General features: G+C 69.2%; 14 protein-coding genes and 1 pseudogene. 10 read left to right on the forward strand and 5 right to left on the reverse strand.

Annotated elements, in window-relative coordinates; all coding sequences use genetic code 11:
• The first annotated feature begins 33 nt into the window (after nucleotides 1-33).
• The 3 genes from AB7E83_RS21320 to AB7E83_RS21330 all read left to right on the forward strand — a co-directional run bounded on the left by AB7E83_RS21320 (nucleotide 34) and on the right by AB7E83_RS21330 (nucleotide 9,526).
• Nucleotides 34-3,864, forward strand: a complete 3,831-nt coding sequence (locus tag AB7E83_RS21320) for an AAA family ATPase (RefSeq protein ID WP_428572824.1) — start codon at nucleotides 34-36, stop codon at nucleotides 3,862-3,864.
• Nucleotides 3,865-4,070: 206 nt separating this feature from the next.
• Entirely contained in the window at nucleotides 4,071-8,531 is a 4,461-nt protein-coding gene (locus AB7E83_RS21325) for a trifunctional serine/threonine-protein kinase/ATP-binding protein/sensor histidine kinase (RefSeq protein WP_428572825.1), read from the forward strand.
• 20 nt (nucleotides 8,532-8,551) lie between these two features.
• Entirely contained in the window at nucleotides 8,552-9,526 is a 975-nt protein-coding gene (locus AB7E83_RS21330) for a Bug family tripartite tricarboxylate transporter substrate binding protein (RefSeq protein ID WP_428572826.1), read from the forward strand.
• 15 nt (nucleotides 9,527-9,541) lie between these two features.
• On the opposite strand, the gene AB7E83_RS21335 is transcribed toward AB7E83_RS21330, so the two are convergent.
• From AB7E83_RS21335 to AB7E83_RS21355, 5 genes and pseudogenes are all read right to left on the reverse strand, one after another.
• The gene (locus AB7E83_RS21335) at nucleotides 9,542-10,540 is read right to left on the reverse strand and encodes an oligopeptide/dipeptide ABC transporter ATP-binding protein (RefSeq protein WP_428572837.1); all 999 of its coding nucleotides are present in this window, start codon (nucleotides 10,538-10,540) and stop codon (nucleotides 9,542-9,544) included.
• Nucleotides 10,541-10,587: 47 nt separating this feature from the next.
• Nucleotides 10,588-11,406 (reverse strand): annotated as a pseudogene (locus AB7E83_RS21340) (ABC transporter ATP-binding protein); the annotation flags it as partial.
• Between the two features lie 13 nt (nucleotides 11,407-11,419).
• Nucleotides 11,420-12,271: an ABC transporter permease gene (locus tag AB7E83_RS21345; protein WP_428572827.1), complete on the reverse strand. Its 852-nt coding sequence runs from the start codon at nucleotides 12,269-12,271 to the stop codon at nucleotides 11,420-11,422.
• A complete protein-coding gene (gene oppB, locus AB7E83_RS21350; RefSeq protein ID WP_428572828.1) occupies nucleotides 12,268-13,191 on the reverse strand; it encodes an oligopeptide ABC transporter permease OppB in 924 nt (307 codons plus the stop codon). Before oppB ends, AB7E83_RS21345 begins: the two co-directional genes overlap by 4 nt.
• Nucleotides 13,191-14,789, reverse strand: coding sequence for a peptide ABC transporter substrate-binding protein (locus AB7E83_RS21355; protein ID WP_428572829.1), 1,599 nt, complete (start codon nucleotides 14,787-14,789; stop codon nucleotides 13,191-13,193). Before AB7E83_RS21355 ends, oppB begins: the two co-directional genes overlap by 1 nt.
• A 108-nt stretch (nucleotides 14,790-14,897) precedes the next feature.
• Here AB7E83_RS21355 and AB7E83_RS21360 point away from each other — a divergent pair, with 108 nt between their 5' ends.
• From AB7E83_RS21360 to AB7E83_RS21390, 7 genes are all read left to right on the forward strand, one after another.
• Nucleotides 14,898-16,685: an extracellular solute-binding protein gene (locus AB7E83_RS21360; protein WP_428572830.1), complete on the forward strand. Its 1,788-nt coding sequence runs from the start codon at nucleotides 14,898-14,900 to the stop codon at nucleotides 16,683-16,685.
• 4 nt (nucleotides 16,686-16,689) lie between these two features.
• Nucleotides 16,690-17,724 carry a microcin C ABC transporter permease YejB gene (locus AB7E83_RS21365; protein ID WP_428572831.1) on the forward strand — a complete coding sequence of 345 codons (1,035 nt, stop codon included), beginning with the start codon at nucleotides 16,690-16,692 and terminating at the stop codon, nucleotides 17,722-17,724.
• A complete protein-coding gene (locus tag AB7E83_RS21370; RefSeq protein WP_428572832.1) occupies nucleotides 17,708-18,772 on the forward strand; it encodes an ABC transporter permease in 1,065 nt (354 codons plus the stop codon). The genes AB7E83_RS21365 and AB7E83_RS21370 overlap by 17 nt, the downstream gene beginning before the upstream one ends.
• Nucleotides 18,772-20,382 (forward strand): ABC transporter ATP-binding protein, encoded by a 1,611-nt coding sequence (locus AB7E83_RS21375; RefSeq protein ID WP_428572833.1) that lies wholly within the window; start codon nucleotides 18,772-18,774, stop codon nucleotides 20,380-20,382. The genes AB7E83_RS21370 and AB7E83_RS21375 overlap by 1 nt, the downstream gene beginning before the upstream one ends.
• 151 nt (nucleotides 20,383-20,533) lie before the next feature.
• Nucleotides 20,534-21,115: a ribosome maturation factor RimP gene (rimP, locus tag AB7E83_RS21380; RefSeq protein ID WP_428572834.1), complete on the forward strand. Its 582-nt coding sequence runs from the start codon at nucleotides 20,534-20,536 to the stop codon at nucleotides 21,113-21,115.
• On the forward strand, nucleotides 21,112-22,608 hold the full coding sequence (gene nusA / locus AB7E83_RS21385) for a transcription termination factor NusA (RefSeq protein WP_428572835.1): 1,497 nt from the start codon (nucleotides 21,112-21,114) through the stop codon (nucleotides 22,606-22,608). The genes rimP and nusA overlap by 4 nt, the downstream gene beginning before the upstream one ends.
• Before the next feature lie 24 nt (nucleotides 22,609-22,632).
• On the forward strand, nucleotides 22,633-23,425 hold a 793-nt coding region (locus AB7E83_RS21390), incomplete at its 3' end, for a translation initiation factor IF-2 associated domain-containing protein (RefSeq protein ID WP_428572836.1).

Genomic DNA, 23,425 nt, shown 5'->3' on the forward strand with positions numbered 1-23,425 from the left:
AGGGGAGTCGCAGCAAGGCCCGCGTTTCGCGCGGTGCGGAGGGTTCATGCCGGTCGAGTCCGCGCTCGTGGGCCGGGAGACACAGCTCGCACGCCTTCGGCTCGCCTGCGAGGCTGCCGAGTCCGGCGGCTCGGAAGTCATCCGGATCTGCGGGCCTGCACCGGCAAGTCCTTGCTCTTGCGGCGCCTTCGCTCGCTTGCCGAATCACGCGGTGCCCGGTTCGTGGCCGGCAAGTTCGAACGGCGCCACCTCGGCGAGGCATCGGCCCTTGCCGATGCGCTTCGCGATCTCGGCGCATTGCTGCTGCGCGAGCCCGAGGACGAGCGCGCGCAGTTGCGCGGCCGCGTCGTCCGCACGCTCGGTGCGCACGCGGGCCTGGCGCGCGTCATCCCGACGTTCGCCGAACTCCTGGGCGAATTGCCGGAAACCCGTGGACTGGAACCGGCGCACGCAGCCGCTCGCTTCGCCGAAGTCGCCGCCGGCCTGCTGCGCGCGATCGCCTCCCGCGAACGTCCCGTGGTCCTCGTCCTGGACGACGCGCAATGGGGCGGCGTCATCTGCAGCCGCCTGATCGACGCCACCCTCAGCGCGACCGACCTTCGCGGCTTCGTCTTCGCGATGGCTTACCGCGAGGACGAGTTGTACGAGACCCATCCCCTTTCGCTGGCCCTCGAGCGATGGCAGCAGGAGGGCCGATTGCCGGTCCGGTTGGCGCTAGGCAATCTTGCGTCGGCGGAGATCGCGACGCTCCTGGCGAATCGCTTCGGCGCACTCGGGGCGGTGTCCGCGCAAGGGCTCGCGGACCTGCTGGCGCCCCATGCGGCCGGCAACCCCTGCGACACGCTCGAACTGGCGGCGGCGCTTCTGGAGGGCGGGTGCCTTGGCGCGCCGGGCGCCGACGAGGCGGTGCGCGGCTTCCTGGCGACGACGCGTGTGGACGACGTGCTGGCCGCGCGCATCCGGCGGCTTCCGGGCGAGGCGGTGCGCGTTCTCCGGGCACTCGGTTGCCTGGGGACGAGGACCGACGAATCGCTGGCGCAGGCGGCGCTCGCAATGCCGCCCTCGGAATTCCGCGCAGCGCTCGACGTCCTGCGCGCGGCGGACTTCCTCGAGGACGCCGATGCCGGTTCGTCCGTGCTCGCGCTCGCGAACGAGCGGATCCGGCAGGCCGCCTATGCGGGCCTTGCGCAGGACGCGCGCGCGCGCTTCCACCTGGCGCTCGGACGCGGGCTCGACCGCGACGCGTCCCATCTCCTGCCGGCTGCGGAACAGTTCGTCCGTGCCGTCGACGCCATCGAAGCGGCGGCGGATTGCGTCCATGTCGCCGGTGTCCTGCGGCGCGGCGCGGCGCTCGTGCGCAATGCGGGCGACTTCGCTGCGTCCCACCAGATGCTGGTCGGCGCGACGACGCTGCTCGCGCGCGCACGGGCGGCGGGGCGCCCTGACGTCGAAGCGGAAGCGCGGTCCGAGATCGACCTTCACCTCGCGCTGTGCAACACCGGCAGGCTGGAGGAGGCTGACGGCGTGTACGCGAGCATCGAAGCGCGGGGGCCGGACGCGCTCGCGCTCGCCGAGGCCGCGGGCGCGCGAGTCCTCGGCCTCGCGAACCGCGGCCAATCCGACGAAGCGGTGGAACTCGGCCTGCGCGTGCTGCACCGGCTGGGTGGGGCGCGCCCGGCCCCGGCGGAGGTTGGTTCGGTTCCGGACTTCATCGTGCCATTGCGGGACTGGGTGCGGAACTTCGATCTCGGCCGCGAGGGCGCGCGGCCCGAAGCCACGGATCCCATGGCGCTCGCGTGCGCCGCCTTGATGATGCAGCTGTCGACGGTGGCGGTGCTGAAGGCCGATTCCGGATTGATGGCCTGGCTGATCGAGCGCAGCGTCGCGCTATGGAACGAACATGGACCCAGCCCGGGCTTCGTCCGCTGCTTCGCGCACGCCTCCATCGTCGCGATCTCGTTCCATGGCGACCGGCGAACGGGCTATCTGGCGACGCGCCATGCGGTGGACCTGTGCGAGGCGCGCGACTGGCCCCACGAAGCCGCGATCTCGCGCCACCTGCACCTGCTCACCGCCCAGCACTGGTTCGAACCGCTGGAGCGGCGCGTCGACGAAGCGGAGCGCGCGCGCGCAGGCATGTTGCTGTCGGGCGACCTTCGAAATGCCGCCTTTGCCTTCGGCGGCTCCCTGTTTTACTACTTCGAATGCGGCACGACCCTGCGGCGCTTCGTCGAGGAGATCGAGACGGCCGGCGCGATGGCGAGGCGCGCCGACAACCGCCGCATCCTCGCGCGCAATGGCCGGGACCTCGCCATGGTGCGCAAGCTCGCGCTCGGCGGCGAATACGATCGGGCCGTCGCCGCGGGACTGCCCGAAGGCAGTCCGCTCGAGCTCTGGTACGAGGCCACCTGGATGCAGGTCGCGGCCGCGATCTTCGGCGACACGCCATCCCTTTCCCGGATGTCGCGCGCCGCATTGCAAGGCCAGCATGCCTTCGAGTGTTTCTACACGGCGGCCCGGGTCTGCTGGCTCGCAGGTGTCGCCATCTGCTGGGAGATCCGGGAAAGCGGGGACCGCGGGGGCGACGCCGCCGAACGCGAACGGCTCGACACGCACGTCGAATGGCTGCGCGAGCGCATGATCGACTCGCCGTCGAACTTCCGTCACCAGTGGCTCCACCTGCGCGCGGAGCGTGCATGGGCGGTCGGCGAACCGGACCTGGCAGCGCGCCTGTTCGACGAAGCCCTGGCGATGCTCGACCAGACGCAGCGGCCCTGGCAGCAGGCGTTTCTCACGGAGCGTGCTGCGCGGCTGCATCTCGACCGCGGCTGGACGTGGTCGGGCGACCGCCTGCTGCACGAGGCCCGGCAGCTTTACGAAGCCTGGGGTGCCCTCGCGAAGGTCGCTCGCATGACCTCCGCGCTGGAACGGCCGGGCGGCGCGGCGCTGTCCTATCGCAACGCCGTCCACCGCCCCGTGCGCACGCACGAGGACGCCGACATGCTCGCCTTCGTGCGGACCTCGCAGGCCCTGCGGACGGAGCGCAACCCGCAGCGGCTTCAGGCCCTCGTCGAAGACATCGTCGCGAGCCTGGTTGGCGCGACGAAGACGGCGCTGCACGCGGGGTCGGCGGAGACGGGACCCGCTTCGGTCCTGCGATACGTGCGCCGCACAGGCAAGCCGCTGATCGTCCCGGATGCCGTGGCCGACCCGCGGTTTCGCGCCGAGCCCGGCCTCAGGGACCTGCGGTGCTGCTCCATGCTGGCCTTGCCCGTGGCTCGCCAGGGCCACGAGCCGGCGGTGCTCCTGCTGGAGAACAGCGCCATGCGCGATGCATTCAACGCATCGCGCGTCGACATCCTGACGCTGCTGGCCGGCCAGCTGGTCGAGTCGCTCGAGAGCGCGCGCCTGCTCGGCGGGCTGGAGCAGCACGTGCGAGAGCAGACGCTGCTGCTGCGGGATGCGCAGGCCCGGCTCCTCGAGGAGGCGCGGCGCGCCGGCATGGCCCAGATCGCCGTCAACGTCCTGCATCACGTGGGCAACCTGCTCACGAGCGTGAACGTGTCGGCGCACCTGCTGGCCGGGCACGTGCGGAAGTCGCGCGCGGCGCGGCTGGCCGACGTGGCGGGTCTGGTGGACGCCCATGCGGCGGACTACGACCGCTTTTTCGCGCGCGAGGAGAAGGGCCGGCTGCTGCCCGGCTATGTGCGCCAGCTTGCCACGGCGCTCGCCGAAGAGCGCGCGGCGATGCTTGCCGAGCTTCGGCACCTCGCCGGCAACGTCGGTGATATCCAGAACGTGGTGCGGATCCAGCAGGCGTCGGCGACTCGCGGGCTTTCTGTCTCGGCTTTGTCCCCGCCCTGAAATCCCGGCGAAAGGCCCGCGCGCTGTTGACGACGCAGTCCTCGCCCCATTAACCTGAGCGCGGTGACGCGGGGAGGGCCCGAGACGCACGAACGAGCGCGCCCGACCGGAGAAGGGATTGTTCGACATCCGCAACGCAGCCTTGCCGGGCGCCAGCGCACCCACCGTGGGCCGCGTTCGCGAACGGCAGGCACTGGAAGCCCACTATGAAGCCGCGTCCGCCGGCTCGTGCCGTGTCGTGCTGGTCATGGGCCCCCCCCGGCGTCGGGAAAACCACGCTGCTCGAGCAACTGCGGCCCTACGTTCTCGCGCGCGGAGGGCGCTTCGTCGCCGGTCGCATCGATCCGCGCGGCTACCGCGAAGCCAGCGAAATCCTGCAACTGCTTGGCGAGCTCGGCCGTCTTCTCGCGGCGGAATCGGTACACCGGGGCGAAGACGTGCGCCCGCGCTTGCTGCGCGCGCTCGGACCCCATGCGGGACTGGCGCGCATCGTGCCCGCGCTCGCGCCCTTTCTCGAAAACGTGCCCGACGCCAGGGAGGCAGACCCGGCCCACGCGGCGGCGCGCATGGCGCAGCTGGTTGCCGCGGTGCTGCGCGCCACGGCGACGCCCGCGCAACCGCTCGTGGTGCTCCTCGACGATCTGCAGTGGAGCGGCACGCTCTGCGTGCGGGTGATCGATGCGATCCTCGGCGCAGGTCTCCAGGGCCTGCTGCTGGTCGGAGCCTGCCGCGACGCGGAGATGCCGGCGCAGCACCCGATGGCGACCGCCATGAAGCGCTGGATCGATGAAGCGCCGGCATTGCACATGCTGGCCGTCGACCAGCTCGAACTCGACGACACGGCGCAGCTGCTCGCGCTGCGCCTCGGCGTCGACGCGGACACGGCGCGCCCGCTCGCCGAGGCGATGGCGGCGCAGGCAACAGCGGATCGCGGGACGCGCGCGGACGGCGTCGCGCATGCCGAAGCCGCGCGCGGGACGGGCAATCCCCTCTACACGATCGAGCGCGTCAAGGCGCTCGTCGACCGGGGGTTGCTGCGCGTCCGCGGCCCGGGCGAATTGTCGTGGGAACCCGAGGAGGTGCGGCGCTACCTGGCGGCGACGAGCGTGGAGGAGCTCATCGCCGCGCGGATCGCCTCGCTGGCGCCGCAGCCACGCGAGCTGTTGCAGGCGCTTGCATGCATCGGCGCTCCGGTGAGCCGCGAAACAGCGGTCGCCGCAAGCGAAGCGGGCGCGGCGCACGAGTCGGTCGCAGCACGCTGCCTCGAGACGCTGTTCGAGGGCGAATTCCTCCTGCGCCCCGACGCCGACGGCATGCTCCGCTGGCCGCACGGCGCGGTCCAGCAGGCGGCGTACGAGCGACTGCCGCCGGCCGAGCGCCCGGCGTTTCACCTGTCGCTCGCGCGGCGCCTCGAATCCCGCGGGTTCACTTCGTTGGCGGCCGACCCGTACGTGTTCGCCGTCGACGTGATCCAGCGCTCGCCGGAATGCGTGCGCGTGGCGGACCTGCTGAGCGCCGCGGCGGCGCAGGCCGAGCGCCTGGGCAACCCGATGGCGAGCTGCCGCATGCTCGGCGCCGCGCTGCGTCTGCTGGACCGCTGGAACGCCGACGACACGACGGCCGTGGCAGGATGCGAGGTCGCGTATCACCGCGCGCTGTGCTTCGTCGGCCGGCCCGAGGACGCGGATGCGATCTATCGCAGGATCGACGCGCGCACCGATGCCGGCCTCATCCGCGTCCATGCGCAATGCGTCCAGGTGCTCAGCAACGCCAACCGCGGCCGACTGGACGAGGCCGTCGCGCTGGGCGCGGAGGTGCTCCGCTCGCTCGGCCTGGACGTCCCCGCGGATTTTGGCGACCTTCCGGACGCGCGATCCGAATGCGAGCGCGCTCGCCGCTGGGTCGACGCCTTCGACCTCGAGCGCGAGCGCGGCCGCGCGGAGGCATGTCCCCCCTGGGTGGCTGCCGCGGGCCGCATGATCATGACGCTGGGCTCGTTCGCGCCGCTCTGGCGCGACGCGAGCCTCCTCGCGTGGATGGTGTTCGCCAGCCGGCGGCTGTGGGAGGAACACGGGCCGTCCGCCGACCTCGTCGCGTGCTTCAGCTACTTCGACATGGTCGCCGTGTCCCACGCGCAGGACCGGCGCACGGCGTACCGGTCCGCGAGGCAGGCCATCGACATGGGCGTGGCCATGGGATGGGAATCGTGCGCGGCACGCGCGCGCTACAACTGGGTACTGGGTGGCCTGCACTGGTTCGACCCCCTGGAGCGCCGCGCGGGCGAGGTCGAGCGGGCGCGCGAAGAGTGGCTTGCGTCGGGCGAACTGCGGGATGCCTGCTTCGCAAGCCGGCTGGTCGCCATCGGCATCTTCGAGTGCGGTCCGACCCTGCGCCGCTATGCCGAGGAACTGCATGCCTCGCTCGCCCTCGCGCGGCGCCTCGACAATCGCCAGGCCCGCGACCGGTGCGAGGCGGATCTGAAGCTTCACGACGCACTGCTGCACGGGCCGAATTCCGCCGCCCCCGAGCTCGACCCCGAGACGAGCGTCGATGCTTCCGGCAGCGTGGGATCGCGGTGGAGCAGATGGTATGACGCGTCGTGGTCCGCCATGGTGCATGCAATCTACGGGGACATGCCGCGCCTGGCGAGGGACGCGCGGCTCGCACTCGGCCTGCACGACGCGTTCGCCAGCTTCTACACGTCGACCTGGTCGCACTGGCTGGGCGGGATCGCGATGGCCTGGGAACTCCGGCAGTGCGGAGAAGATGCGGCGATGCGCGCGTCGCGCCTGCGGGAAATCGACGCACGCATCGACTGGCTGCGACAGCGCGCGATCGATTCGCCCTCGAATTTCAGGCACATGCACCTCCACCTGCTGGCGGAGCGCGCCTGGGCGCTGGGGAGCCACGACGAGGCGGCTCAGCGGTTCGACGGCGCGCTGACCGCGGTCGAGCGCACCACGCGGCCCTGGCATGCGGCGCTCGTCACGGAGCGCGCGGCGCGCTGCCACCTGGCGCGCGGCTTGTCGCACTCCGGCATGGGTTTGCTGCGAGAGGCGCAGCAGCTCTACGCCGCCTGGGGCGCGACGGGGAAGGTGGCACAGCTGGCGGGCGAGATCGGGGCCGCGCCCGACGACACGCGGATCGCGGTCACGGACACCTTGCGGCCGCACCTGCCCGTCGACGACGTGGACCTGATCGGCCTGCTGCGCGCCGCCGAGTCCATGCGGACGGAGTCGAACCCGCAGCGGATCTGGCTGAAGGTGGCGGAGGTGTTGTGCAGCCTGACCGGCGCGACCCGCGTAACGCTGGCGGTGCGCGACGACGAGGGCGGCGCGTGGCGACTGCGCTCGCATGCGGACGGCCAGCCGGACCGCGCTTCGTCCGCTGTCGTGGCGGACGCGCAGGGGGTGCCCGGGTCCGTGCTGCGCTACCTGGAGCGAACCGGCCTGCCGCTCGTGGTGCCGGACGTCCGCAACGACGAGCGCTTCCGCCGGGATCCCTTCTTCCGGTCGATGCCCTGCCGGTCGCTCATGGGCGTGCCCCTCGCAAGCGACGGCCGCATCGACGCCGTGCTGATCCTCGCGAATTCGACGACGGCCCGGGCGTTCCACCCTGGACGGCTGGACGCCACCGGCGTCGTCGCGTCGCAGCTGGCCGCGACGCTGCGCAATGCGCACCTGCACGAGCGCCTGCAGCGCAGGGTCGGCGAACAGGAGCGAATCCTGGACGAGGCGCAGGCGAACGTGGTCGCGGCAGCCCGGCGAGCGGGCATGGCGCAGATCGCCACCAACGTGCTGCACAACGTCGGCAACGTGCTCACGAGTGTCAACGTGTCGGCGCACGTGCTCACCACGCAGGTCCGAGGCTCGCGCTCGGCGCGGGTGAGCGATCTCGCCGACCTCCTGCGCGAGCCTGTCGCGCGAGCCGAGTTGCTGCGCGATCCCGGCAAAAGCCGCTTGCTGCCCGCTTACGTGCGGCAGCTTGCGGGCGCGCTGGTGGAAGAGCGCGCGCAACTGCTGAAGGAGCTCGAGCACCTGAGCGTCAGCGTGGACCATATCAAGAACGTGGTGGCGGTGCAGCACGCTTACTCGGGCGCGACGGGCACGGTCGAGACCTGCGTGATCGGCGAAGTGATCGACGACGCGCTGCGGATCCACCAAGCCGCCCTCGCGCGCGAGGGCGTGGAGGTGACGCGCGATTGGGGGGCCCTGGCCCCGGCGCCGCTCGACAAGACCCGCGTCATGCAGATCCTGCTGAACCTGATCGAGAACGCGCGCCATGCGATGGAGGGCGTCCGGGGCGCGGCCCGGCTGCACATCGCCGTGCGCGAGCGCGACGGATGGAGCGAGGTGGCGGTGCGCGACAACGGCTGCGGCGTCCCGGCCGCGAGCCTGGCGCGGATCTTCTCGCTTGGATTCACGACGAAGCAGCACGGCCATGGCTTCGGCCTGCACGGCTGCCTGGCTGCGGCGCGCGAACTCGGCGGCACGCTGCACGTCCACAGCGACGGCGCGGGCACGGGCACGACGTTCACGCTGCGTCTGCCCGTGACCTTGCCCTTGCCCGTGGCCGTGTCGGCGGCCGGACCCGCTGCCGTGGACGTGGCCGTGGCCGTGGCGGTGGCCGAGGCCGAGGTCGAGGACGCGCAGGAGCACGTTCGATGATCACTACGAGGAGCACCGAAATGAAGACATTGAGGAACGTTCTCGCAAGCTGCTTCGCCGCCATGGCGATGCTGGGGGTCCATGCCGCCGACGCATGGCCGGCGCGGCCGATCAGCTTCGTGGTTCCGTTCGCGCCCGGCGGCATCACCGACCTGGCCGCGCGGACGCTGGCGAAATCGGTGGCGGCACGGCTCGGCCAGCCCGTGGTGGTGGAAAACCGGGCGGGCGCAAGCGGCTCCCTCGGCGCCGAGCACGTCGCGCGCCAGCCGGCCGACGGCTACACGATCCTGTTCGGCACCTCGAGCACGCACGCGTCCAACCTGGCGCTCTACAAGGACGTCCGCTATGACCCGGTGGCCGACTTCGTGCCTGTGTACGGAATCTCGGCGACGCCGCTTGTTCTCGTCGTGAATCCGAAGCTGCCGCTCAAGACAGTCGCGCAGCTGGTGGCCTACGCGAAGGCGAATCCGGGCAAGCTGAACTTCGCTTCGGCCGGGGCGGGCACCGCGCCGCATCTGGCCGCCGCGCTGTTCCAGCACACCACCGCCACGAAAATGACGCATGTGCCGTACAAGGGAGCCGCACCCGCGCTTGCGGACATGCTGGGCGGCTCCGTCGACCTTCTCTTCGACTATGGCCCGACCGTCGCGCCCTATCTGTCCCGAAAGCAGCTGGTGCCTCTGGCGGTCACGGGAACCGCGGCGATCGCGGGGCTGGAGGACGTTCCGACGATGGCCGAGGCCGGCGCGCCCGGCGCGGAGCTCATTGCATGGTCCGCGGTGTTCGCGCCGGCGCGTACACCCCCCGAAGTCGTGAATGCGCTCGCGGACGCCTTTGCGGCGGCGGCGACGCAACCCGAGTTCGCGTCGCTGATCCGCAGAACAGGCAGCGTGCCGCTGAAGGATGCGCGCGACGCGGCACTCGCGGGCTTCGTGAAATCCGAGGCGGCGCGATGGCGCGACATCGTGCAGATGTCGGGGGCGAAGCTCGATTGACCCGGCGGCGGCCGCTCAGGCGAGCCAGCACGCGACGACGCTGCCATCGACCGCGGGCTTCAGCGGCGGCGCCTGCACGCATCGTGCGAACGCGTGCGGACAGCGCGAGCGGAACACGCAGCCGGAGGGCGGGGCGAGCGGGGAGGGCGGCTCGCCTGCCAGCAGCGGCACGTCCTTCGCGCGCTCTACGCGCGGATCCGGCACCGGCACGGCCGCGAGCAGCGCCTGGGTGTAGGGATGGCGAGGCGTGCGGTAGAGCGCATCGCCGGGCGCGGCCTCCATCGTCTTGCCGAGGTACATGACCTGCACGCGCCGACTCAGGCGGCGCACCACCGCGAGGTCGTGCGCGATGAAGACCAGGGCGAGTCGCATCTCGCGTTGAAGCGCTTCGAGCAGCTCGACGATCTGCGCCTGGATGGTGACGTCCAGCGCCGAAACCGGCTCGTCGCAGACCACCACGCGCGGCGCGAGCACGAGCGCGCGCGCGATGCCGATGCGCTGGCACTGGCCGCCGGAGAATTCGTGCGGGTAGCGGGACATCTGGCTTTCGGCGAGGCCGACGCGCTCGAGCATGGCTTTCGCTCGCCGATGCATGTCCTGCCTCGACAGGTGCGGCTCGTGGGTGCGCAGCGGCTCGGCGACGATCTGCGCGACGTTCATGCGCGGGTCGAGCGAAGCGAGCGGGTCCTGGAACACGACCTGCACCTGCCGGCGGACCTTCTGCCACGCGGCGGTGGGCGCGCCCCGCATCTCCTCGCCGAACCAGCGGATGCTGCCCGCGGAGGCCGGAACGAGCCCGAGGATCGCGCGCGCGAGGGTCGACTTGCCGCAGCCGGACTCACCGACCACGCCCAGCGTCTCGCCGGCATGGAGGTCCAGGCTCACGCCGTCGACCGCACGCAGCGTGCGCATCGGCGTCCAGGGCAGCGCATTCGCGCCGCGCACGCGGAAGTCGACGTGGAGGTCGCGCACGGACAGCAACGGGCTTGCGCCGGCCGACATGTCCGTCGCCATCGATGCGGCAGGTGCGCTCGATGCGTCCGTGGCGTGATTCCCGCTCATGGCGCATTCCCCGAAGGCGCGAAGGCGCGCGGCGCGTCGTCGCGGTCCAGCCGCGGAACGGCGGCCAGGAGCGCTTGCGTGTACGCCTGCCGCGGCGCATGGAAGATCGAATCGACGTCGCCCCGCTCCACGATGCGGCCGGACTGCATGACCATCACCTCGTCGGCGAGCCCCGCGACCACGCCGAGGTCGTGGGTGATGAGCACGATGGCGGCGCCCGACTCGCGCTGCATGCGCCGCAGCAGTTGCAGCGTCTGCGCCTGCACGGTTACGTCGAGCGCGGTGGTGGGTTCGTCGGCGATCAGCAGTTCGGGCTGGCACAACAGCGCCATCGCGATGGTGATCCGCTGCCGCATGCCGCCGGAGAATTCGTGCGGATACATCCCGATGCGGCGCGCGGCATCGGGAATGCTCACCGCTTCGAGCGCCTCGATCGCGCGCGCCGCGGCCTGGCGCCGCGACAGGCCGCGATGGACTTCCAGCACCTCGGTCAGCTGCCGCTCGATGGTCAGGTAGGGATTGAGCGAGGTCATCGGATCCTGGAAGATCATCGCGATGCGGTTGCCGCGGATGCGGTTCAGGCGCTTGCCCGGCAGCGCCAGGAGATCTTCGCCGTCGTACGACGCACGGCCCGACGCGCGGCCGTTCGCGGCGAGCAGTCCCAGGATCGCGAGCATGCTCTGGCTCTTGCCCGAGCCGCTCTCGCCGACGATGGCGAAGGTCTTCGCGCGCTCGACGGTGAAGCTCACGTCGTCGACGGCGACGATCTCCCCTTCGGGCACGTCGAAGCGAACGCCGAGGCTCTCGACCTCCAACAGGGTATCCGCCACGTCAGTGCTCCTTCGGGTCGAGCGCGTCGCGCAGCCCGTCGCCCACGAAGTTGAAGCAGTAGAGCGTGATGGAAAGCAGGGCCGCCGGGAACAGCAGCATCCACGGCGCATCCTCCATCACCGAAGTGCCGTCCTCGATCAGCACGCCCCAGCTCGTCATCGGCTCCTGGATGCCGAGGCCGAGGAACGACAGCACCGACTCGGTGAGGATCACGCCGGGCACCGTCACCGTCGCGTAGACCACCACCACCCCCAGCAGGTTGGGCACGATGTGCGAGGCGATCGTTCGCGGCGTCGACACGCCGATGGCGCGCGCGGCCTCGACGAATTCGCGGTGCCGCAGCGACAGCGTCTGGCCGCGCACCACGCGCGCCATGTCCATCCACGAGAAGGCGGTGATGGCGAGCACGACGAGGTAGAACTCGCGGCCCAGCAGGGTGACGAGCAGGATGGCGATGAGCAGGTAGGGGATGGCGTACATCGTGTCGACGATGCGCATCATGATCGCGTCGGTGCGGCCGCCGATGAAGCCGGCCGTCGCGCCCCACGCGACGCCGATGGCGACGGAGGCCAGCGTCGCGAGCACGCCGACCATGAGGGAGATGCGGCCGCCCATGAGCGAACGCACGAGCAGGTCGCGGCCCGACTCGTCTGTGCCCCACAGGTGCATGTTCTTCATGGAGGGCGCGAGCTTCATCGCATCCCAGTCGGTGCTGTCGTAGGCGTGGGGCAGCAGCATCGGCCCGAAGATGCAGGCGAGGGCGATGACCGCGAGCACGATGGCGCTTGCAACCGCGGCCTTGTTGCGCGCGAAGCGTCGGCGGGCATCGGACCAGGGACTGCGGCCGTTCATGCGTAGCGGATTTTCGGGTCGAGCGCGGCGTAGGCGAGGTCGACCAGCAGGTTGAACGTGACCGCCACGGCCGTGATCAGCACGACGAGACCGAGCACCAGCGTGTAGTCGCGGTTGCCCGCGCCGGTGACGATGAGCTTGCCCAGGCCGGGCAGCGAGAACACGGTCTCGGTGACGAGCGCCGCCGTGACCGACGAAATCGCGAGCGGCCCGATCACGGACACCACGGGCAGGAGCGCGGGCCGCAGGGCATGCCGCAGCACCACGATGCGCGCGGGCATGCCTTTCGCGCGAGCGGTGCGGATGAAGTTGCCGTGCATCGTCTCGATCAGGCTGCCGCGCATCACGCGCGCGATGGCCGCGACGTTGATGAACGTGAGAAGCGCGACGGGCAGCACCATGTAGCGGAGCTGGAAGCCGTCCCAGCCGCCCGCGGGCAGCACCTTCAGCCACAGGGCGAAGACGAGGATGAGCACCGGGCCGATCACGAACGAGGGGATGACGCTGCCGAGGTTGCCGATGGCCATCACCGCGTAATCGACGACGGTGTTGCGCCGAAGCGCGGCGGCGATGCCCAGCGCCACGCCGATAAGCACGGCCAGAACGAGCGACACGCTGCCGAGGGTCGCGGACACGGGCAGAGCGTTCGCCACCAGTTCATTGACGGACCAGTCGGCGTACCGGAACGAGGGGCCGAGGTCGCCCTGCAGCAGGTTGCCCAGGTACTGCAGGTATTGCTGCCACGCCGGCTTGTCGAGGCCGTATTTCGCCTGGAGGTTCGCCAGCACCTCGGGCGACACCGCGCGCTCGCCGTCGAACGGACCGCCGGGCGCGAGACGCAGCAGCAGCCAGCAGAGCGTGACGACCGCCAGCAGCGTCGGGAGGGTCGCGAGGATCCGGCGGAAGGTGTAGCGCCACATCAGTGCTTGACGATGTAGAAGTCCTTGGAGCGGAAACGGTCCTGGGCGTTGGACAGGGAATAGCCGCCCACCCACGGCTTCACCAGCCGCGGCATCGAATATTGCAGCAGCGGGATCATCGGGTAGTCCTCCATGATCGTCTTCACCGCGCGCGTCAGCAGCGCACGGCGCTTCGCCGGATCGGTCTGCGCGATGCCTTCCTCCACGAGCTTCTCGGCCTCGCGGTTGCAGTTGAAGTTGTTGTTCTGGTCGGAGCCGCAGCGCACGAGCGCGAGGAAGTTCGTCGCGTCGTTGTAGTCGGCGACCCAGCCGTTGCGCGCGATCTGGAACTCGCCATCGTGCCGCTTCTTCAGCAGCACCTTGAACTCCATCGCCTCGAGCTCGATGTCGATCCCCAGCTTCGACTTCCACTCCGACTGCGCGAAGATCGCCATCTTCTTGTGATATTCGCTCGTGTTGTACGCGAACTTGTACTTCGTGCCCGGCTTCACGCCGGCCGCCGCGAGCAGTTTCCTCGCCTCCTCGACCTTCTTCGCCATCGGCCAGGCGGCCCAGTCGTAGACGTCCATGTCCGCGCCTTCGAGGCCCTTGACCATCAAGCCGTAGGCCGGCGCCTGGCCGTCGGCCGTCACCTTCTGCGCAAGGATGTCGCGATCGAGCACCATCGACAGCGCCTTGCGCACGCGCACGTCCTTGAACGCGGGGTTGCCGTTGTGCAGGGAGTAGTAGCGCAGCCCGAGCATCGGCGAATTGCGGATGTCGTTCGGATACTGCTTCTTCATCGCCTCGAAGCTGCCCGGCGGCAGCTGGTAGACCATGTCGTTCTGCCCGGCCTGGTACAGCTTGAGGTCGGCGCTGCCGTCTTCCACCGGCAGGTAGGTCACGCGCGTGAGCTGCACGTTCGAGGCGTCCCAGTAGTGCGGGTTCTTCTCGATCACGAGGCGGCTGTTGACCTGCCACTCCTTCAGCACGAAGGCGCCGTTGCCCACCAGGTTGCCCGGCTTGGTCCAGTCGCGGCCATGCTTGTCGACGGTCGCCTTATGGATCGCGCCGAGGTTGTTGTTCGCCATCAGGCTGGGCAGGAAGGCGATGGGGTAGGCCGTCCTCACCTCCAGCGTGAGCTTGTCGAGCGCCTTCACGCCGATCTCGGCGGGCGGCTTCCGGCCGGCGACGACGTCCTTGCCGTTGAGCAGGAAGGCGCCGAAGGTCGTCGCGTAGTTCGACGCCGTCTTCGGATCGACGAAGCGGCGGATGCCGTAGACGAAGTCGTCGGCCGTCACCGCCTCGCCGTTGGACCACTTGCCGTTGGGGCGCAGCTTGAACACCCATGTGGTCGCGTTCGCCTGCCGCCAGCTCTCGGCGGCGCCGGGCACGATCCTGCCCTCCGCATCGTTGGCGGTCAGGCCCTCGAACAGGTCGCGCACGATGTTGTTCGAGCCCACGGACTCGGCGGACGCGGGGTCGAGCGTCTCCGGCTCCGAGCCGTTGTTGCGCACCATCGTCTGGGTGGGGTGGAGCTGCACGCCGGCGGGAACGACGGCGGCCTGCGCGATCGCGCCGGAGGCGAGGAGGGACGCGAGCAGAAGCTTGAATCTCATGGGATCGATGTCGGTGGACGGGCCGGAGGCCACCAGCATAATGCGCGCCGGCCTCGAAGAGACCGACCCCATTCCCGCGTCGCCGAAACTGACGGCAGAATGCCCCTCATGCGCTTATTGCTGTTCTGCCTCGCCCTCGCCGCCACGCCGCTGGCCTGGGCCGCCCACGGCTATGCGCTGTGGGGCGACCTCAAGTACCCGCCGGATTTCCCGCACTTCAGCTACGTCAACCCCAACGCACCGAAGGGGGGCGAGCTGCGCCTCGTCAGCAACCTGCGCGTCTCGACTTTCGACAAGTACAACCCGTTCACGATCAAGGGCAACGCGCCGGCCTACCTGTCGACGCTGATGTTCGAGAGCCTGCTCACCGGCTCGCTCGACGAAACCGCCTCGGCGTACGGCCTGCTGGCCGAAGACGTCGACGTGTCGGCCGATGGCATGGCCGCCACCTTCCGCATCCGCAAGGACGCGCGGTTCCACAACGGCGACCCCGTGCTCGCCGCCGACGTGAAGCACAGCTTCGACATCCTCATGAGCCCATACACCTCGCCCGCGTACAAGACGCAGCTGGAGGACGTGGCGGGCGTGGACATGGTGGACGACCGCACCGTGCGATTCCGGTTCAGGAAGCCGAACAAGGAACTGCCGCTGACCGTGGGCGGACTCCCCGTCTTCAGCCGCGCCTGGGGCAAGGGCAAGAAGTTCGACGAGGTCGTGATGGACCCGCCGATCGGCAGCGGACCGTACAAGATCGGCCCGGTGCGCTTCGGCAAGGACATCACCTACGTGCTCGACCCGAACTACTGGGGCAAGAACCTCAACGTGCGGCGCGGCACGGCGAATTTCGCGCAGATCACGGTGAAGATCTACAAGGACAACACCGCCCGGCTTGAGGCCCTGAAGGCGGCGGAGTTCGACCTGATGCGATTCTTCTCCGCGGGCGACTGGGCGCGGCGCGTGAGCGGCAAGCGCTTCGACAGCGGCGAGCTGGTGAAGGTGGAGCTCAAGCACCGGCTGCCTTCGGGCTTCCAGAGCTTCGTGCTCAACTCGCGGCGTGAGAAGCTCAAGGACCACCGGGTGCGCGAGGCGCTCGGGCTGGCGCTCGACTACGAGTGGATGAACCGGCAGATGTTCTACAACTCCTACCAGCGCGTGAGCGGCCTGTTCGGCAACACCGACTGCAAGGCGACCGGCATGCCGCCGCCCGAGGAGCTGGCGTTGCTCGAGCCGTGGCGCAAGGACGTGCCGCCGGCCGTGTTCGGCCCCATGTACGAGCCTCCGCGCACCGATGGCGCGAGCAGCCTGCGCGGCAACCTGCGCAAGGCGCTGGAATTGCTGAAGCAGGCGGGCTGGGAGGTGAAGGCCGACGGCAAGCTGCGCAACGCGAAGGGCGAGGCCATGGTCCTGGAGTATCTCGATTCGCAGGACGGCGGCATCCGTGTCGTGAGCCCGTGGATGCGCAACCTCGAGAAGCTCGGCATCCAGCTGAATTTCCGCGCGGTCGATTTCGCCCTTTACCAGCAGCGCCTGCAGAAATTCGACTTCGACGTCATGACCATCAATTACGCGGGCACGCACAGCCCCGGCCAGGAGTACGCCGACATGTTCGGCAGCAAGGCGGCGGACACCGAGGATTCGGGCAACTTTCCGGGCGTCAAGAGCCGGGCGGTCGACGATCTCATCGCGAAGATGGTGGCCGCGAAGACCAAGGCGGAGCTGCTGCCCGCCTGTCGCGCGCTCGAACGGGTGATCGTCCACAGCCATTACCTGGTGCCGGAGTGGACGGCCGGCACGCACCGCCTCGCGTATAACGCATGGCGCCTTGCGCGGCCGGCCGAAATGCCGCCGTACGTGCAGGGCGAGGGCTGGGCGATCGACACCTGGTGGAGGAAGTAGACGCATGGCCGCATACATCCTCAAGCGCCTTCTTCTCATGCTGCCGACGCTGCTCGGCGTGCTGCTCGTCACCTTCGTCGTCACGCAGTTCGTCCCCGGCGGGCCGGTGGAGCAGTACCTGGCCGAAGCGAAGGCGGGCACGGCCGGCAGCGGCGGCGCGGAAAGCGGCGGCCTGAGCTACCGCGGCGCGCAGGGCGTGGACCCGAGGCGGCTCGCGGAGATCAAGAAGCTCTACGGCTTCGACAAGCCGCCGCACGAACGCTTCGTGCAGATGCTCAAGCAGTACGCGCAGTTCGACCTGGGCCGCAGCTTCTTCCAGAACAAGAGCGTGGGCACGCTGATCGTGGAGAAGTTGCCGGTGTCGATTTCGCTGGGCCTGTGGACCTTCTTCATCAGCTACCTCATCGCCGTGCCGCTGGGGATCGCGAAGGCGGTGCGCGCGGGCTCGCGCTTCGACCTCGTCACGACGCTCGTGGTGCTGATCGGCTATGCGATTCCGGGCTTCGTGCTCGGCGTCGCACTCCTCGTGATCTTCGGCGGGCAGCTGCAGTGGTTCCCGCTGCGCGGCCTGACCTCCAGCAACTGGGAGGAACTGTCCTGGGGCGCGCGCATCGTCGACTACCTGTGGCACATCGCGATGCCGGTGACGGCGATGGTGGTGGGCAGCTTCGCGGTCACGACCATGCTCACCAAGAATTCGTTCCTGGAGGAAATCCGCAAGCAGTACGTGCTGACGGCGCGCGCCAAAGGGCTCTCGGAGCGCAGCGTGCTGTGGAAGCACGTGCTGCGCAATGCGCTGATGCCCATCATCGCGGGCTTTCCGGCGGCGTTCCTCGGCGCGTTCTTCACCGGCTCGCTGCTGATCGAGACCCTGTTCTCGCTCGACGGGCTCGGGCTGCTGAGCTACGAGAGCGTGATCCGCCGCGACTATCCGGTCGTGCTCGGCACGCTCTATCTCTTCACGCTCATCGGGCTCTTCACCAAGCTCCTGAGCGACCTCATGTACGTGTGGGTGGATCCGCGTGTCAAATTCGATTAGTCCGCAAGCCGTCCCGGCGGGAGCGCAGGCGTCGCCGGGCGTGCGCGCGTGGCGGCGCTTCCGGCGCAACAAGCTCGGCTTCTACAGCCTCGTCCTCTTCTCGGCGATGCTGGTGCTCAGCCTCTTCGCGGAACTGATCGCGAACGACCGCCCCCTCGTCGTCCGATACCAGGGCACCTATTTCTTCCCGATGCTCACCGCCTACCCCGAGACGACTTTCGGCGGCGACTTCAAGACCGAGACGGACTACCTCGACCCGTTCATTCGCGAACAGCTGAGCCGCAACGGGAACTGGGCGATCCACGCGCCCATCCGCTATGGCTCGAAGACGGTGAACTATTGGGCGAAGGAGCCGAACCCCTCGCGGCCCACCGGCGACAACCTGCTGGGCACCGACGACCGCGGCCGCGACATGCTTGCGCAGCTCATCTACGGCTTCCGGCTGTCCGTGCTGTTCGGCCTCGGGCTCACGGCCATCGGCGTATTCATCGGCGTGGTGACCGGTGCGGTCCAGGGCTACTTCGCGGGCAAGACGGATCTCGCGTTCCAGCGCTTCATCGAGATCTGGGAGTCGATGCCGGAGCTGTACCTGCTGATCATCTTCAGCGCGATCTTCGCACCGAGCGTTGCGCTGCTCCTGCTGCTGCTGAGCCTGTTCGGCTGGATGGGCCTGTCGAATTACGTGCGCGCGGAATTCCTGCGCAACCGGCAGATGGACTACGTTCGCGCCGCGCGCGCCCTGGGCGTGGGCAACGGGCGGATCATGTGGAAGCACATCCTGCCCAACAGCATGACGCCGGTCATCACCTTCCTGCCGTTTCGCATGAGCGCCGCCATCCTCGCCTTGACGTCCCTCGACTTCCTGGGCCTCGGCGTGCCGCCCGGCACGCCTTCGCTCGGCGAGCTGCTGAGCCAGGGGAAGAACAGCATCGATGCGTGGTGGATTTCTCTTTCGACCTTTGCCGTCCTGGTGATCACCCTGCTTCTCCTGACGTTCATGGGGGATGCGTTGCGCGATGCGCTGGATCCCCGAAAGGCGGACGCATGATGGGCGCGACCGAAAAGCTGCTGGAAGTTCGCGGCCTGCGCGTGTCCTTCGGCGGGAAGGAGGTCGTCCATGGCGTCGACTTCGACATCGGTCCCGGCGAAAAGCTCGCGCTCGTCGGCGAATCCGGCTCGGGCAAGACCGTCACCGCGCTCAGTCTCGTGCGCCTGGCCCTCAATGCGCGGTTGTCCGGCCGGGCCATGCTCGCCCCGCCGGACGGCGGGGCACCGCGCAACCTGCTGGAACTGCCCGAACGCGAACTGCTGGGAATCCGCGGCGACGACATCGCGATGATCTTCCAGGAGCCGATGACGGCGCTGAACCCGGTGTACACCGTGGGCAACCAGGTGGCGGAAGTTCTGCAGCTGAAGCAGGGCCTGTCGAACCGGCAGGCGTGGGAAGCCGCCATCGAAGCGCTCGCCGCCACCGGAATCCCGGAGCCGCGGCGGCGCGCCGAGTCGTATCCGCATCAACTCTCCGGCGGCCAGCGCCAGCGCGCCATGATCGCAATGGCCCTCGCGTGCCGGCCGCGCCTGCTGCTCGCCGACGAACCGACGACCGCGCTCGACGTGACGCTGCGCCAGCAGATCCTCGACCTGCTCGGCGACCTGCAGCGCCAGACCGGCATGGCGGTGCTGCTCATCACGCACGACCTCAACCTCGTGCGCAAGTTCGCCGACCGCGTCGCCGTGATGGAGAGCGGGCACCTCGTGGAGCACGGCCCGGTGCGCGAGGTGTTCGCCTCGCCGCAACACCCGTACACGCGCAAGCTCATCGACAGCCGGCCCGAGCGCGACCTGGAAGAGGGCGCGGTGGCCGCGGCGCCGGTGATGCAGGCGCTCGGCATGCAGGTCAAATACCCCGTGCCGCTGCCCGGATTCAGGGGGTGGTTCCGCAAGGGCGAATTCGTGGCAGTCAAGGGCGCGGGCTTCACCGTGCGGGCCGGCCGCACGCTGGGCGTGGTGGGCGAGTCGGGCTCGGGCAAGTCCACGCTCGCGCTCGCGAGTCTCGGCCTCATTCCGTACGTCGGCGAGCTCAATCTGGTCGGCACCCGCTGGGGGCCGGATTCGGCGGCCAACAAGGGCATCCGGCGGCTGGTGCAGGTGGTGTTCCAGGACCCGTTCTCGTCGCTCTCGCCGCGCATGACGGTGGAGGAAATCGTCGGCGAAGGGCTGCTCGTCCACGAGCCCGCACTGGACCTCGCGGCGCGGCGGGAGCGCGTGATCGCCACGCTCGAGGACGTTGGACTGGGCGAGGCGCAGTTCCCCGGACTGCTGGGCCGCTACCCGCACGAATTCTCCGGTGGCCAGCGCCAGCGCCTGGCCATCGCGCGCGCGCTGATCGTGCAACCTCATCTGCTGATCCTCGACGAGCCCACCAGCGCGCTCGACGTCACGATCCAGAAACAGGTCTTGAAACTGCTGCAAAGGCTCCAACGTGAGAGAGGCCTGAGCTATCTGCTGATCACCCACGACGTGGACGTCATCCGCGCGATGGCGCACGATGTGCTGGTGATGAAGGATGGCGAGATCGTCGAGGCCGGCCCGGTGGCGCAGGTGCTCGACAGTCCACGCGATGTATACACGCGGACGCTCGTAGCGGCCGCGTCTTGAGTTGCGCGCGGACGCTTGTGGCGGCCGCGTCTTGAGCCCTCCCAACGCATTGCAGGCAAACGTGTAGCGAGCTACAATACCGGCCTCTATCCCAAACGGGCGGAATCTACCGCCCGTTTTTTTTGGCCGTTTCATCGTACAACCTCAGAACTTGGCATTACAGGACATCGTCGCGACAACCGTAGCCGGCCTCGGCTACGACCTGGTGGACATCGAACGTACACCCGGGGGGACGCTTCGCGTCACGATCGACATGCCCTGGGGCGGCCACGGAAGCGAGGAGAAGACGGTCAACGTCGAGGATTGCGAGCGCGTCACGCGCCAGCTGCAATTCGCGCTCGAGGTCGATGGCGTCGACTACAAGCGCCTCGAGGTGTCCTCGCCGGGGATCGACCGGCCGTTGAAGCGCGAGGCCGACCTGGACCGCTTCGTCGGCGAGATCGTCGACCTCACGCTGAAGGCGCCGATCGGCGCGGCGGCGGCGACGGGCCCCGTGGCGGCCAACCGCAAGAAGTTTCGCGGCACGCTCGGCAGGACCGAAGCGGGCTGGCAGATCGTGTGGAGCGACGAACCGCCTCCCGCACCCGGCGTGCGGGTGTCGAAGAAGAAAAAGGCGCCTGCAGCATTGCAGGCATTGGGTTTCACGTGGGACGAGGTGAAGGACGCGCGCCTCGCACCCATCGTCGATTTCAAGGGCCGCAGGCCCAGGACAGCTGCAGGAGAGTCGCAATGAACCGCGAAATGTTGATGCTGGTGGATGCCATCTCGCGCGAGAAGAACGTCGAGCGCGACGTGGTCTTCGGCGCGGTGGAGGCCGCGCTGGCCCAGGCCACCAAGAAGTTGTACTCGGGCGACGTGGACATCCGCGTGGCGGTGGATCGCGACAGCGGCAACTACGAGACCTTCCGCCGCTGGCTGGTCGTGCCCGACGACGCCGGCCTGCAGAACCCCGACGCCGAAGAACTGCTCATGGATGCGAAGGACCGCATCGCCGACGTGGAGGAGGGCGAGTACATCGAGGAAGGCATCGAGTCCGTGCCCATCGGCCGCATCGGCGCGATGGCCGCCAAGCAGGTCATCCTGCAGAAGATCCGGGACGCCGAGCGCGAGATGCTCCTCAACGATTTCATGTCGCGCGGCGACAAGATCTTCGTGGGCACCGTCAAGCGCATGGACAAGGGCGACATCATCGTCGAGAGCGGCCGCGTCGAAGGGCGCCTGCGCCGCGCCGAGATGATCCCCAAGGAGAACCTGCGCAACGGCGACCGCGTGCGGGCGATGATCATGGAGGTCGACCTCACGCTGCGCGGCGCCCCGATCATCCTGTCGCGCTCGGCCCCCGAGTTCATGATCGAGCTGTTCCGCCAGGAAGTGCCCGAGATCGAGCAGGGCCTGCTCGAGATCAAGAGCTGCGCCCGCGACCCCGGCTCGCGCGCCAAGATCGCCGTCATCTCCCACGACAAGCGCGTCGACCCCATCGGCACCTGTGTCGGCGTGCGCGGCTCGCGCGTGAATGCCGTGACGAACGAGCTCGCCGGCGAGCGCGTCGACATCGTGCTGTGGTCCGAGGACCCGGCGCAGTTCGTGATCGGCGCGCTGGCGCCCGCGAACGTGTCGTCCATCGTCGTCGACGAGGAGAAGCACGCCATGGACGTGGTGGTCGACGAGGAGAACCTCGCCATCGCCATCGGCCGCGGCGGCCAGAACGTGCGGCTCGCCTCCGAGCTCACGGGCTGGAAGATCAACATCATGGATGCGAACGAATCGGCGCAGAAGACCGCCGAGGAGCAGCAGAAGCTGCGCTCGCTCTTCATGGAAAAGCTGGATGTGGACGAGGAAATCGCCGACATCCTGATCGTCGAGGGTTTCACGAGCCTGGAGGAAGTGGCGTACGTGCCCATCTCCGAGATGCTCGAGATCGAATCGTTCGACGAGGACACCGTCAACGAACTGCGCACCCGGGCCAAGGACGCGCTGCTCACGATGGAAATCGCGCACGAGGAAAGCGTCGAGGAAGTGTCGCAGGACCTGCGCGACCTCGACGGGCTGAACCCGACCCTGATCGGCAAGCTGGCGGACGCGGGCGTCCACACCCGCGACGAGCTGGCCGACCTGGCGCTCGACGAGTTGACCGAGATCACTGGCCAGTCGGCAGACGAGGCCAAGGCCCTGATCATGAAGGCGCGCGAGCATTGGTTCACCAATGCCACGGCGACGCAGGAATGAAACGGCCGGAGGAACTGAATCCACATGTCTAGTACCACCGTCGCAGAGTTCGCGAACGAACTCAAGAAGTCCCCCGACACGCTGCTGGAGCAACTCCGCAGCGCGGGCGTGGCCAAGTCGTCGCCGAGCGATTCGCTCTCCGATGCCGACAAGCAGAAGCTGCTGGGCTACCTGCAGCATGCCCACGGCACCGCCACGCCCGAGCGCAAGAAGATCACCCTGGTGAAGAAGTCCACCAGCGAGATCAAGCAGGCCGACGCCACGGGCAAGGCGCGCACGATCCAAGTTGAAGTGCGCAAGAAGCGCACCTTCGTCAAGCGGGACGACGGCGTCGACACGGCCGTGGTCGAGGCGCCCGAGACGCCGTCTCAGCCGTCCGGCCCCGACGAGGCCGAACTCGCCCGCCGCGAGGAGGAAGCCCGCCGCCAGGCCGAGCTGATCCGCCGGCAGGAAGAGGAGCTCGCCGCCAAGCGCCGCGAACGCGAGGAGGCCGAGGCGCGCGAGCGCGAGGCCGAGGAGAAGCGCGAAGCCGAACGCGCCGCCGCCGCAGCAGCAGCAGCAGCAGCGTCCGCGCAGGCGCAGGCGCAGGCCGATGCGAGCGCGAACGCGAATGCCACAGCCAGCGCCGCCGCGGCCCAGGCGAAGGCCGCCGCCGACGAAGCCGCGCAGGCCGTGGCAAAGGCCCAGGCCGACGCGCGCGAGAAAGCCGCCGCCGAATCGAAGGCGCGCGCCGACGATGAAGCCGCGCGTGCCCGCGACCTGCAGGCCCGCCGCAAGACGGCCGAGGACGAGGCCGCGGCCATCCGCCTGATGATGA

The sequence above is a fragment of the Ramlibacter sp. genome (genome assembly GCF_050250995.1).
Taxonomy (GTDB): Bacteria; Pseudomonadota; Gammaproteobacteria; order Burkholderiales; family Burkholderiaceae_C; genus Ramlibacter.

What these genes read in the sequence shown, in the direction of transcription:
- AB7E83_RS21360 (WP_428572830.1), top strand. Translation starts at nt 14,898, where the DNA reads ATGCGCTTATTGCTGTTCTGCCTCGCCCTCGCCGCCACGCCGCTGGCC.
- nusA (WP_428572835.1), top strand. Translation starts at nt 21,112, where the DNA reads ATGAACCGCGAAATGTTGATGCTGGTGGATGCCATCTCGCGCGAGAAG.
- AB7E83_RS21330 (WP_428572826.1), top strand. Translation starts at nt 8,552, where the DNA reads ATGAAGACATTGAGGAACGTTCTCGCAAGCTGCTTCGCCGCCATGGCG.
- AB7E83_RS21365 (WP_428572831.1), top strand. Translation starts at nt 16,690, where the DNA reads ATGGCCGCATACATCCTCAAGCGCCTTCTTCTCATGCTGCCGACGCTG.
- AB7E83_RS21345 (WP_428572827.1), bottom strand. Translation starts at nt 12,271, where the DNA reads ATGAACGGCCGCAGTCCCTGGTCCGATGCCCGCCGACGCTTCGCGCGC.
- AB7E83_RS21325 (WP_428572825.1), top strand. Translation starts at nt 4,071, where the DNA reads ATGAAGCCGCGTCCGCCGGCTCGTGCCGTGTCGTGCTGGTCATGGGCC.
- AB7E83_RS21375 (WP_428572833.1), top strand. Translation starts at nt 18,772, where the DNA reads ATGGGCGCGACCGAAAAGCTGCTGGAAGTTCGCGGCCTGCGCGTGTCC.
- AB7E83_RS21335 (WP_428572837.1), bottom strand. Translation starts at nt 10,540, where the DNA reads ATGGCGACGGACATGTCGGCCGGCGCAAGCCCGTTGCTGTCCGTGCGC.
- AB7E83_RS21355 (WP_428572829.1), bottom strand. Translation starts at nt 14,789, where the DNA reads ATGAGATTCAAGCTTCTGCTCGCGTCCCTCCTCGCCTCCGGCGCGATC.
- oppB (WP_428572828.1), bottom strand. Translation starts at nt 13,191, where the DNA reads ATGTGGCGCTACACCTTCCGCCGGATCCTCGCGACCCTCCCGACGCTG.